Annotated in this window: 12 protein-coding genes; 8 read left to right on the forward strand and 4 right to left on the reverse strand. The window is 55.5% G+C overall.

Features of this window, described 5'->3' with window-relative positions; all coding sequences use genetic code 11:
• The first annotated feature begins 28 nt into the window (after positions 1–28).
• A complete protein-coding gene (locus N6V40_RS08455; RefSeq protein WP_242632541.1) occupies positions 29–4,273 on the forward strand; it encodes a DUF4011 domain-containing protein in 4,245 nt (1,414 codons plus the stop codon).
• Positions 4,273–4,590 carry a hypothetical protein gene (locus tag N6V40_RS08460; RefSeq protein ID WP_131088705.1) on the forward strand — a complete coding sequence of 106 codons (318 nt, stop codon included), beginning with the start codon at positions 4,273–4,275 and terminating at the stop codon, positions 4,588–4,590. Before N6V40_RS08455 ends, N6V40_RS08460 begins: the two co-directional genes overlap by 1 nt.
• Before the next feature lie 7 nt (positions 4,591–4,597).
• Here the strand turns inward: N6V40_RS08460 and N6V40_RS08465 are convergent, their stop codons facing one another.
• The 3 genes from N6V40_RS08465 to N6V40_RS08475 form a co-directional block, all read right to left on the reverse strand.
• On the reverse strand, positions 4,598–5,239 hold the full coding sequence (locus N6V40_RS08465; protein WP_165477285.1) for an RcpC/CpaB family pilus assembly protein: 642 nt from the start codon (positions 5,237–5,239) through the stop codon (positions 4,598–4,600).
• Between the two features lie 153 nt (positions 5,240–5,392).
• Positions 5,393–5,782 (reverse strand): 5-formyltetrahydrofolate cyclo-ligase, encoded by a 390-nt coding sequence (locus N6V40_RS08470; protein WP_262199660.1) that lies wholly within the window; start codon positions 5,780–5,782, stop codon positions 5,393–5,395.
• Positions 5,783–5,787: 5 nt separating this feature from the next.
• Positions 5,788–6,006: a 5-formyltetrahydrofolate cyclo-ligase gene (locus N6V40_RS08475; RefSeq protein ID WP_262199661.1), complete on the reverse strand. Its 219-nt coding sequence runs from the start codon at positions 6,004–6,006 to the stop codon at positions 5,788–5,790.
• A gap of 86 nt (positions 6,007–6,092) precedes the next feature.
• On the opposite strand from N6V40_RS08475, the gene N6V40_RS08480 reads away from it, so the two are divergent.
• Positions 6,093–6,713, forward strand: coding sequence for a GNAT family N-acetyltransferase (locus N6V40_RS08480; protein ID WP_262199662.1), 621 nt, complete (start codon positions 6,093–6,095; stop codon positions 6,711–6,713).
• A 180-nt stretch (positions 6,714–6,893) separates the two neighbouring features.
• Entirely contained in the window at positions 6,894–7,754 is an 861-nt protein-coding gene (locus tag N6V40_RS08485; protein ID WP_131088701.1) for a hypothetical protein, read from the forward strand.
• 87 nt (positions 7,755–7,841) lie between these two features.
• Here the strand turns inward: N6V40_RS08485 and N6V40_RS08490 are convergent, their stop codons facing one another.
• Complete coding sequence (locus N6V40_RS08490; protein WP_262199664.1) at positions 7,842–8,348, reverse strand: Lrp/AsnC family transcriptional regulator; 507 nt, start codon at positions 8,346–8,348, stop codon at positions 7,842–7,844.
• A gap of 112 nt (positions 8,349–8,460) precedes the next feature.
• On the opposite strand from N6V40_RS08490, the gene N6V40_RS08495 reads away from it, so the two are divergent.
• The 4 genes from N6V40_RS08495 to N6V40_RS08510 all read left to right on the forward strand — a co-directional run bounded on the left by N6V40_RS08495 (position 8,461) and on the right by N6V40_RS08510 (position 12,215).
• A complete protein-coding gene (locus N6V40_RS08495; RefSeq protein ID WP_131088699.1) occupies positions 8,461–8,931 on the forward strand; it encodes an NUDIX hydrolase in 471 nt (156 codons plus the stop codon).
• Positions 8,932–8,971: 40 nt separating this feature from the next.
• On the forward strand, positions 8,972–9,877 hold the full coding sequence (locus N6V40_RS08500) for a glycine betaine ABC transporter substrate-binding protein (protein ID WP_131088698.1): 906 nt from the start codon (positions 8,972–8,974) through the stop codon (positions 9,875–9,877).
• A gap of 107 nt (positions 9,878–9,984) precedes the next feature.
• Positions 9,985–11,205, forward strand: a complete 1,221-nt coding sequence (locus N6V40_RS08505; protein ID WP_131088697.1) for a pyridoxal phosphate-dependent aminotransferase — start codon at positions 9,985–9,987, stop codon at positions 11,203–11,205.
• Positions 11,206–11,351: 146 nt separating this feature from the next.
• Positions 11,352–12,215, forward strand: a complete 864-nt coding sequence (locus tag N6V40_RS08510) for a PPK2 family polyphosphate kinase (RefSeq protein WP_131088696.1) — start codon at positions 11,352–11,354, stop codon at positions 12,213–12,215.
• Positions 12,216–12,219 lie beyond the last annotated feature (4 nt).

Below are 12,219 nucleotides of genomic sequence, written 5' to 3' on the forward strand. Positions count from 1 at the left end.
CCCGAAAATGGTCGGTTCAGTGAAGGGAATGACTGTCGTGGCTAGTGGACAGAATGCTACCTCCGAGCGGGTAGCAACCTGGGTAAAATCCCTAGGACAAAGTGCTGGTGCGGATACCACCTTGCGGTTTGCTCCGTCGACGTCCAACAGCATCGATATCACCCACGCCAACCCCTCGGGGCTGGCGCAATTTCTTGCCGGACGGCGCACGCGCCTGTCCACCCTGCTGCATGATGCAGAACAGTACGCCACCGCACGCCGTACCGCGCGCGCCCTGGCCGCTAAGATCAATGAGCTATGGGAAGAGCGCGGCATCGATGTCGGCTACCTAGCCGCCGGTGTTGCCAACTGGCGCGCAGTCCACGACGGTAAGAGCGAACCAGTATCGGCGCCAATTATGCTCGGCCGCATCACGCTGACTAAGCACGTAGACGCTGATGACTATGACCTGCAGCTGGTGGGTCGCGCCACCGTTTCCCCTGCCTTTGTCCGTCAGTTTGAAGCTGACCACGAAGCCCGGGTAGATATCGACGCCGTTGATGCTGCTGCGTACTCCATCGCTCGTTTTGATCCAGCTCGTGGCATGGATGCACTGCGCCAGCAGATGTCTGAGGTTCCTGGCGTTGTTGTAGGCCACCGCCTGTTGCTCTCCACCTTCTCTGAACTGATGGACCCAGCTGATCCAGCAAAGCTTTCGGGCTCACACCCGGTCATCGAAGCACTGATCCGTTATGACGAATCCGAAAAGCAAGCTAAGAGCGCGTCGGATAACAAGACAGCTGAAGCTCTAGCCAAACTTGTTGCTGCCAAGCCAAACGTTGCTGGCACCATCAACAAGTCTGACACCGACAAGACTGCTGGCGACAGTGCTGCCGCTTCCACGCCGACTACTGCTGACGAGTCCAAGACTGAAGAAGCTGGCAACGGTGAAAAGTCCGGCTCCCGCTTTGGCCGAGTGCGCAATATCCTCAAGGACAGCACCCGCTCACGCAAGCAGCCAAGCTCAACCGAGGAAACCTCGGCCCGCAAGGTGCACACCGGCCACACCACGCTGGCCAAGTCTTCAGATGATCGTGATCCAGAAGATGAGTTGTACTTGCTGGACGCTGATGAGTCCCAAGCAAAAATGCTTGACTACATTTCCGCCGGAGAATCGGTAGCAATTAACGCTGCCGCCGGTACCGGTGCCACCCAGACCGCACTGAACGCTGCCGCACTATTGGCGGCTCAGGGCAAGCGAGTTCTGGTTGTTGCCGAACAGCGCTCCGCCGCCGAAGAATTTGTTCAGCTGTTTAATCAGAAGCTGGATGCCGGAAGCCTTTTGCTGGAACCTAATGAGGATCCAGATTCCCTGCGCACCTTGCTGACCAAGGCTATTTTGCGCAATGAGCAGGCTACCGAACCGCAGCTGGGCACGATGTTCAAGCGTCTGCGCGATTCCCGCCACACCTTGCACGAACACGTGAAGTCGTTGCATTCGGTGCGTAGCCGTTGGGGTTGCTCGCCATACCAGGCGATGCAGGAGCTGGCTCGACTAGCTGCTCTAGAACCTGCGCCTTCCACCACGGTGCGCCTGAAGCGTTCGGTGCTTGATTCCATGGGTCAGCGCGGCCACGTAGCTGCACAGCTTAAGCGTGCGGCACAGCTGGGCGCCTACTCCAAGGAACACACCACCAGCCCATGGCACGGTGCTCCACTGCGCAACGCTGAAGCCACAGAGCAGGCTTTGTCCCTGGCCAGCGGTTTGGGACGCGACCTGCCGATCCTTCATGAGCACATGGAGAAGATTGCTCAGCAGTCACAGATCCGTCTGGAAGACAGCTACGACAAGTGGGGCGACCAGCTGCAGTTGCTGGTGGCCGTACGTGGTTCGCTAGATAAGTTTGAATCAGACATTTTTGAAGGCGACATTGATGATTTGATCGCGGCTACCGCGACCAGCTCATGGCGTCGTGAGCACGGCGTGGAAATGGGCTCCATTGTCCGTTCCCGTCTGCGCAAGATTGCCAAGGAATACGTTCGTCCGGGCATGCACATCGCTGATCTGCAGTCCGCCTTGCAGGCAGTTTCTGTCCAGCGTGATGCATGGCGCGCCATCGCCACCAGCCAGCGCAACCCACAGGTCCCAGGTGGACTGTTGGACGTTGAAGCTGGCTACCACGACGCTGGTGCACGCATCGATAAGCTTGCGACCATGCTGCCTTCTTCCGTTGGATCGCGCCTGCGCGAAATGCCGATTGCCGAGTTGCTGGATCTTATTGCAGCATTGGTTGACCGCCGCGAAGACTTGGGCGAACTGCCAGAACGCACGTTGATCTCCGAACAGCTCACCGAAGCTGGTCTAGGTGATCTGCTGGATGACTTCGCCGAACGTGAAATCGATACGGACGCCGTAGACAGCGAACTGGAACTTGCCTGGTGGCAGTCCGTGCTGGATGCCATGATTTCCGGGGATGACTTCCTGGCCATGAACGATGGCTCCAAGCTGGAAAAGATCGAGGCAGATTACCGTCTGGCTGACGGTGCACATATTGCTTCCGGACCAGATCGTATTCGTTGGGCTCTGTCGCGTAACTGGAAGGCTGCCCTAGCTGACCACCGTGCCGGTTCCCGCGCACTGCGAAATATGCTCAAGGACGGAACCCCAACTATCGCTGGGCTGTTCCGACTCGGTGCTCCTCTTGCTAGCTCGTTGACTCCGGTCATCGTTTCGGCTCCACTGCTGCTAGGTAGCGCACTGCCAGAAAACGCAGAATTTGATGCAGTCATCCTGCTCGAAGCCAACTACCTGTCCTTGCGTGAAGTACTTGACGCCGTTCGCCGTTCCGGTCAGGTCATTGCCATTGGCGATGAAATGCTCGGTGCCCCGAAGCGCTTTGAAGTTTCCGTGGATCCAACCGCCCGCGTTGTTGAGCACAAGCAGGACGTCTCTGCACTCTCGGCATTGAACAAGGTTTTGGTTTCAGGCTCGTTGTCCACCGTTTACCGCGGGATCGACGAAGGTCTGGTGGAGCAGCTGTCCACGACCTACTACGACTCAACAATTTCACGTCTGCCAATGGCCGTGAACATCAGTGGTAATTCGCCACTGTTGCGTAGTGAGTATGTTCCGGACGCTACCGGCTCGCTGGTCAACAGCGAAGACGGTGTCCAGACCACGGCAGCTGAAGTGGCCCGCATTGTTGACTTGGTCTTTGAGCACTTCAAGAACCAGGGTGAAGAATCCTTGGCTGTTATTGCCTCAAACCGAAGCCATGCAGCAGCTATCGCTGAAGCAATTCGAGTGCAGCTACCAAACCACAAGTACGCAATGGATTACTTGCGTTCAAAGCAGGAACCATTCGTGGTGACCACCATGGATCGTTTGATCGGCTTGCGCCGTGACGCGGTAATCTTCGCTTGGGGTTACGGCCGTACCACCCACGGTAAGATCCTGCACGAATTTGGTGCACTCTCACGCGAAGGTGGAGAACAGCTCTTTGTTGCTGCGATGACTCGTTCGCGCAGCCGCATGACCTTGGTTTCCAGCTTGCTGCCCAACGACGTTGACCTGAACCGCGTGTACCGCGGCGCTCGTCAGTTCTTTGAACTGTTCGGTCGGGTACAGGCCGGGGACTCGGGCGTAAGCGCCATGCGTAACCCACGCTTTGATCCGCTGGTTTCTGACTTGGCTCGTCGTTTACGTGAACGCGGTGCGATTGTTGCCGAGGACTACCGCGGTGTCCTTGACCTTTCAGCTCACGTTTTTGACGCGGCAGAAAGCGGCATCCGTCCGCTTGCTGTGGTCTATGACGGCACCGAGCACTACGCGGAACTCACTGTTCGTGAGCGTAGCCGCTTGCGCCCAGAATTCTTCGAGAAGCACGGTTGGCGTTATGTCCCACTGTGGACCATCGACGTCTTCACCGATCCAGGATCAGTCACCGAACGTCTGGCTACCTACCTGCAGCTCAAGGCTCCTACGACTCCTGCAGTAGCCAAGGAATCTAGCTCGCGCAGTTCACTGACTGCCGCTCGTCCGGTCTCTGCCCGTGAGGTAACCACCGACGAAGCGCCGAAGGAAAAGAGCGGGCTGCTTAAGTCCGCTAAGTCCAAGTTGGAACCGAAGGCTGAAGCTAAGGTCGAGGCCAAGAGCGAAGACAAGAGTGAGAACAAGGCACAGGAAACTGATGCTAAGTCGCCAGCTGAGCAGGTGGCACCAGAAGCCGAGCCAACCACTCCGGCACCGGTTCCAGCCAGCGAGACTGCCGAACAGGTGGAGTCCAAGAAGTAATGACTTCTGAGCAAGAACCAACGCGCGGTCGCCGTAAGCGACCGCGCGTTGTCGCACCATCACAACATCTTGAACAGCGTGTTCAGCTCACCGGAAGTTACACACCGGTGCCGCGCTCAGCGTCCGTTGACCGTGCTCTAGCTACGGGTCAATCCGCTGACGGAACTTCCTCGCCAGCAACTTCGAATCGGTCCAAGCGCACCACCGATCCATTGGCAGATCTAGTTGCCAAAGATCAGGACCCGCGTAGCTGGGGAGATTCCAAAGAAGATCTTGCTGAACTCATGAAGCGCGAAAAGCCACCACACTGGGGCTAAACCTTAGCTAGTTGACTAAGACCGCTGAGACCTTGCCACGAGAGACCGCTCCGGAAAGATCATCAGAAAGACTGCTGGCGGCAGCGACCACAATAATTCCTTCGCCCGTTGCACTGGCGCCGTTGAGCATGCCAAATTCTGAACTTGTTGCACTTTGCGGAACCCAAAGAACGGGTACAGCTTTGGCTATGGTCCGTGACTGAATTTCCTGGTCAAAGCCATCCCCGGTAGTCAGTACAATGTCCACCATCTGACCGGGATGAAGCAACGAAACTGTCGCCGGATCACTGAGTCGTAAAGGTACCGCCACTGTGCCCTCGATGGACCCAGCAAGAAGCTGAGGCCCAACCAACGCATACTTGCGCACCACCGTTCCGGCATCCAAACCCACAGCGGCTCGCTGGCCAACTAATCGGTCAGCAGACTCGAAGACTTCGCTATCTTGTGGGTCTAATCGTGCTGTTTGCACTGTGAGCTGATTGGCCGAAATTTCACTGCCGGCAGCGATGTCGCTGGACACAACAACAACTTCACGTTGAGAGAGCTGTCCTGAAGAAAAGACATTGAGTGTGCCGGCCAACGCCAAGAGTGCAAACCCGATGGCTAAAGGTTTGCGGTAGCGACGCAAGAGTTCGCTACGAGTGCGCACCGGGCGGACTTTTGGTTTAGGTATGACCGGAGGACGTGGCGCCGTGACAGTTCTGGAGAAGTAACTCATACCCCAATGCAAGCGTGGAGTCTTTGATACCCAGATGCATTGGAAACGAACTGTGCGTAAATCTGTAATCCAGACCTGTTGCCTTTACGGGATCTGATGCACCTGCGTAGGAGTGAAAACTAGATCCACCGGCTGATCATGCTCAGCTACAGGGAAGGCATCTTCGTCAACAAATTCGCTGTCGTAAACCACAGCAGCCACACGCACCGGTGAATCCTCGATCAACGGCAGGAACCGGTCGTAGTAACCACCGCCCTGGCCAAGGCGACGTCCTTGAGCGTCAATGGCCAATGCCGGAATGATGATGGTGTTGATGTCATCAAAGATGTCATTGGCAAAGCGTGGCCCCACCGGTTCCAGAACAGGTGCTTGAGCGCTAGGTAGGAACTCGATGCCCGGGGAGTATGCAGCCCAAGATAACGCGAAGTCTGGTTCACAAATGGGCAGATAAACTTCAATGCCCTCATTGACCAAGGCATCTAATAAGACTGAAGTGTCCGGCTCACCGGGGAGGAGCAGTAAGCTGCGACCTTTCGAACGATGCCGGTGCTCTGCGTGAGATAGCCGAGGACCGTAGCTGCCAACTGCTTGCCATGATCCTCCCGGGTCGCAGGATCCAAAGCTTGTCGAGCGGCCCGAATTTTGGTGCGGACAGCTTTCTTCTCTACGTCTCGGTTCTTCGAAGCATCGGCAGTCATATTTACAGCTTACGCAAAACGCAATGAATTGGAACCGGCCCGCAACGGTGCACGCCAAGTGAGCATTCGGGTATTACGATGTGCTCATGTTCTTCTCTCCTCGGGCCTCACGTCTGGTTCCTGAATTGACCTCGGACCGACTGCTGTTGCGCCAGCTGACTTTGCGCGACGAGAGAGAGTGGTTTAACTTGCGTTACACCAACTCGCGATGGCTCAAACCGTGGGACCCCACCAGTCCCTTGGGTGTGCCAGAACCCATGACCTATACGCAGATGATTCGCGCTAAGGACGAAGCTGCACGTGACGGCAGCGGCTATTCCTGGGCCATCGCTCTGCCGCAGCTTCGTCAATCACGGCCTCCGCTGATCGGTCAGGTCTCGCTTTCTTCAGTTCAGTACGGTGCGGCGCGCAGTGGGTCTATCGGTTATTGGATCGATGGCAGTCACGCGGGTTTCGGTCTGATGCCTGAAGCCTGCGCTTTGGTGATTGATCATTGTTTTCAGGATTTGGATCTGCATCGTCTGGAAATCAACATTCGCCCGGAGAACGCGGCAAGCCTTCGGGTGGTGGAAAAGCTGGGGTTTAGGGATGAAGGTCTGCGCCGGGCGTACCTGCATATCAATGGTGCGTGGGCGGATCATCGTACCTTTGCGTTGAACCGTGAAGAGCTTTCCACCACGATGCTCGAACGCATCTACGAACGATGAAGCACAATTAGCATCACTACGCGCAGAGGTCTTCACTCAAGCGACGATTCGTGGTGAAAACTTATAGACACACCGACATATGTGCGTGTCACCGTAGGAAAGGTTGCATAGGGTTGAGATGAAAGAGTCATATTCGACTCTATGAGATTTGACCGACTCAATCGGTGATGGAGGACCCACATGGCTGGCACGTCCCAGAGCGCTTCGCAGAAAGATGCTGCGTCCCAACTCAAGATACGTGTGCGCTATGGCCGGTTGTCCGTTGCACTGATCGGTGTCTTGGCAATTTTGGCAACAGTTCTCGGAGTCATCTTGGCTCCGTTCACTTCTCTCTCCTTTGGCACTGTAGGAATTTTCGCGCTGCTCGCAGTCGCTTCCTTCGCTACCTTGCGAATGCTCGCTGTACGCGACCGCAACCGCAAGCTGCTTGATCACCTTGAAGCAACCCGCCAGAAGGCCCTGCAGACCCCGGCCTTTGAAGACGCTGCCAACAAGGTCATCGCACGCAAGCACGATGGTGAAGAAGTCTTTGACGCTCGTCCAGGCTCAGCACTTCGTGCACCGGCCATCACCGCTGATGAACTTCGCGCCGAAGCTTTACGCGTAGCTCACGGTCACGGTGGCGTGAAGCAGCCAGATACTTGGGTTCCAACCCGCGTGCCAAAGCCAACCTACGTTGAAGCAAGCGAACGCATCGCTCAGGCTGCGAAGACAGCTAATGAAGCACCTGCGGTACGTACTCAGAAGGCTCCACTTCCTGCCGAACAGCCATTACGCCCAAGCAAGCAGATCAGCCTCAAGGCTTCGGAAGATGCCAAGCGTTTGGCTACCGAGGTTTCCGCAGAAGACCGTGCGGCAGTTACTTCGGTAGCTACCAAGCGTGCTGAGACTACTAAGGAAGCTGCACCAAAGGAGCCTGAAGCTCCAGTAGCGGAAACCGTTGCTCCAGTGACCGGCACCTTGCCAGCCTCTGACCTTTCGGTTTCCAGCACCAAGCCTCGTCTGAACTTAGACGCAGTAATGCAGCGCCGCCGCGCATAAAACTTTTGAGCAAAAAACAAGCTGTGATCCTCACCGAATATCGGTGAGGATCACAGCTTTTTTAATACGTTTTTGAGCTGGTCTTAACTAGTGCATCATGTCTTCTGAAGGCAGCGGACCCTGGTTGCCACGGTGATGCGCAAAGACCAAAGTGGTCTCGGTGTGCCCAACGGATTCATCGGTTGCCAAGTTATCTAGCACCCAGTCGCGCAATGCGTCCGTGGAACCTACAGCGATGTGTAGGAGATAGTCGGTGCCACCGGAAACGTGGAACATGGAGAGAACTTCTGGAAGGCGGGGGATCCGCTCCACAAAGGTATCGATTTTCTCGCGGTCATGGGCACGTAGTTTGACCGAGATCAATGCCTGAACGGTTCGGCCTACGGTCCCGAGTGCCACTTCGGCGTGATAGCCGGTGAGGATTCCACGTTCCACTAACGAACGGGTGCGCAGAAGCGCAGTCGACGGCGCGATGCCTGCGCGCTGGGCTAACGTGGCGTTGGAGATACGTGCGTTAGCGACCAGTTCGTCGATGATGATTCGATCAATTTCATCTAGATCGACGTTTGAAGAATGCTCTGAGTGCGGGGCCATAAGAATATTTCATCACATCCTCACGGCTTCAGTGGGATATTTGGCAAATAAACTGCCTTATGCCCTGAGCGGTAGGGCAAATAATCGCTGAACAAACCGATATATTGGGGATATGACACGTCGTTCTGAGCACACCGGTGAATCCTTCGATACCAGACTGGCAGCATACTGCTTGGTGGAAAACGAAGGAAAGATACTGCTGACACTCTGGGACATGCGCCACCGAGATCCAAAATTTACACCCCGCTGGTCACTGCCCGGTGGAGGCATTGATCTAGGCGAACCAATTATCGAAGGTGCCAAGCGCGAAGTTTATGAAGAGACCGGCTACGCGGTAGGGGAGCTGGAATTGCTGGATGTGACCACGGGTGTCATTCCAGGGGCAAAGCGTTACTCCGGTGAAGGTTACCCAATGCAAACTGTTGCAGTGGTCTATAAAGCCAAACTCACCGGTGGAGAGCTCCGCCATGAAGTTAACGGTTCCACCAGTCAGGCTGCTTGGTTTACCCGCGAAGAAATTCAGAAGTTGAATTGCATTGAGCGTGTAGAAAGCATCTTGCGACTGACCGCAACTGGTAAGTAACCGCTGATCTAAAAGTCTCTGCCATAGAATCTATAGGGATATGAACTTGCGAAAATCCTCTCGTCTCGGTGTCCTCTGCCTAGCCCTGCTATTGCCACTTGCCGCGTGCACTGCCAATGAGCAGACTTCCACCAACGAGTCCAGCAAGAACGTGACCTTGAAGATTGCTCGCGGTGATCGGCCAGTTGAGCAAGCACTGGCAGAGGTTTACAAAAACGCTCTGGAAGCTAAGGGTTATACCGCTCAGATCAACAAGTCCGGCGATGATCCCTTTAAACAGGTTCAAGACGGCCAAGCTGATGTGGCGATAGACCAAGCCACAACTGCGCTCTTCCTATCTAAAGATTCTGCTGGCGTCACTGGCGACGACGGCGTTCTGTCTGTTGACGATTTGAAGAAGCTGCGCTCAGAAATCAACGATGCTGATCATCAGATCACAGCACTAGATATGAGCCCGGCAGACGCGGGCAAAGAATTAGTCATGAGTGAGGCAGAAGCGGACACCCATGAGGTTGATTCGCTGTCCTCGCTGGCTAAAGCCTGCAGCAAGCTCACCGTGATCACCGATGCATCGGATACGAGCAACCTTGCCGCAGCACTGAAGACCGAGGGGTGCCAGGCGCCTAAGATCTCTGTCGTTGACTCCTCGGACATCGATACTCAGTTGCGCGCCTCGGTGGATCGAGCGGTCGCGGTCAGTGCCGGCAACGCCATCATTTCTGATGAAGGTTTTAAGAGCATTTCAGATAGCGCCAAGTTGTTTAACGCAGAGCCCTACCTGTTGCTTGCTGGCGCCAACGTGGATGACAAAGCGCAAGACGAACTGAACAAGGTAACCGCAGAAGTCTCACAGCAGACCCTGGTGGACCTGAACCGAATGGTCAACGAACCTGGGGCGATGGCGCCCAAGGAAGCGGCGACCCGCTGGGAATGGATTATCGAGTAGCAGGCTCACACTGCTCTTGGTATTCGACCCTTTAGGATTTCGGCCGCTTCCGACGGCGGTCGAGTAACAAGGTGTGTTTCACACACCTGACATGAGAAAGTGTAATCATGGCAGAATTCAAGCAATCGACGAAACTGCACAATGTCCTGTACGACATCCGTGGGCCGCTACTAGAGCATGCCCAGCGAATGGAGTCCGAGGGACACCGCATCCTGAAGCTGAACATCGGCAATCCCGCGCCGTTCGGCTTTGAAGCGCCTGACGCGGTGCTTGTCGACATGATTCGCAACTTGCCAAACGCCCAAGGTTATTCAGACTCTCGTGGCATCCTCTCGGCACGTACTGCCGTTTCGCAGTACTACCAGACCCGCGGCATCCAGACCATTGGTGTGGATGACATCTACCTGGGTAACGGTGTCTCCGAGCTGATCACGCTCTCGCTCAACGCGCTATTAAACAATGGCGACGAGATCCTGATTCCTGCTCCGGACTACCCACTGTGGACCGCTTCGGTTTCGCTGGCTGGTGGCACCCCGGTGCACTACCTGAATACCGAAGAGGAGGGCTGGCTTCCTGACCTAGAGGACATGGAAGCTAAGATCACCGATCGCACCAAGGGCATCGTGATCATCAACCCGAACAACCCCACCGGTGCCGTCTACCCGAAGGAAACCCTAGAGGGAATCTTGGAGCTGGCCCGTAAACACAACTTGATTGTGTTCTCGGACGAGATCTACGAAAAGATCCTTTACGATGACGCCGTGCACATCAACACTGCTGCGCTGGCTGATGACGTGCTGATCTTGACCTTCTCGGGTCTGTCCAAGGCGTACCGTGTGTGCGGTTTCCGCTCTGGCTGGATGGCCATCTCCGGTCCTAAGCATCAGGCCAAGGACTACGTTGAAGGCATTAATCTGCTGACCAACATGCGTCTGTGCGCTAACGTGCCCGGGCAACACGCAATCCAGACTGCACTGGGTGGCTATCAGTCCATTGATGACTTGATCCTGCCCGGAGGGCGTCTGCTGGAACAGCGCGATGCAGCCTACAACCTGCTGACCGCAATTCCGGGTGTGAGTGTTCAAAAGGCCAAGGGTTCGCTGTACATGTTCCCCAAGCTGGATCCAGAAGTGTACCCAATGCATGATGATGAAGTTTTTGCCCTTGAGCTGCTCAAGGCTCAGAAGATTCTGATCACGCAGGGCACCGCCTTCAACTGGGTCCGTCCGGATCACTTCCGTCTGGTGACCCTGCCTAACGTGCGAGACCTGACCGACGCTGTAGGACGTATTGGACAGTTCCTTGAAGACTGGCGCGCGCGAGCCTAGTCTCTGATCGCTAAGCACTGAGCTCTTACACCTTCACCGAACCATCAACCTGGTTCGGTGAAGGTGTTTTTGCGTCGAAACATCTATTTGTCAGCGCTGCTAAATTCATCCCACCGAGAAGCTGAACTGCGCGTTATGCTGGGGTCATGAGCAAATATCCGCAGAATCTGCTAGCTTCATTGCGCGTAGTAGGCCCGGTTGACTTGGCCGAGCGCGCCACCGGAGAACCTAAATGGTGGCCTAAGAAAGCTCCTCAAACTAAGGCGCAAGCAGCCAAGCGATTAGCTGAGATTGCCCTTGAACTCGCTGAACTTCAAGAACGCTTATTTGCTTCCGCATCCCACGGAGTGATCAACGATTCACTGCTTCTGGTGCTTCAAGGAATGGATACCTCCGGCAAGGGTGGAATCGTGCGCCACGTGATGGGTCTGTTTGATCCTCAGGGCGTAGACCACCACGCATTTAAGACGCCAACTGATGAAGAGAAAGAACACGACTTCCTCTGGCGCGTTGAGAAGCAGCTACCCAAGCCGGGACACATCGGCGTTTTTGACCGCTCACACTACGAGGATGTGCTGATCCACAAGGTGCAGAAACTGAGCACCGGACGACAGATTCAGGGCCGCTACCGTCGTATCCCCACCTTTGAACGCAAGCTAGGTGAGCGTGGCATCCACCTATTCAAGGTGATGCTGCATATCAGTGCCGACGAACAGTACGCGCGACTGCGCGAGCGCTTAGACCGTCCAGATAAGCACTGGAAGTACTCGCCAGGCGATGTAGATGATCGTTTGCTTTTTGCTGAGTATCAGCAGGCTTATGAGATCGCCATTGAACGTACCGCCACCGAAGATGCACCGTGGTACGTAATTCCGGCAGATCAGAAGTGGCGGGCTCGGCTCTGTGTAGCTGAGCTACTCTTAGCTTCGCTGCGTGACATTGATCCGCAGTGGCCGGAAGCTGACTTTGATGTCTCGGCCGAAAAGAAGCGTCTGGCTGAGACTAAGTAACGGG

Source organism: Glutamicibacter sp. M10 (assembly GCF_025452055.1).
Taxonomy (GTDB): Bacteria; Actinomycetota; Actinomycetes; order Actinomycetales; family Micrococcaceae; genus Glutamicibacter.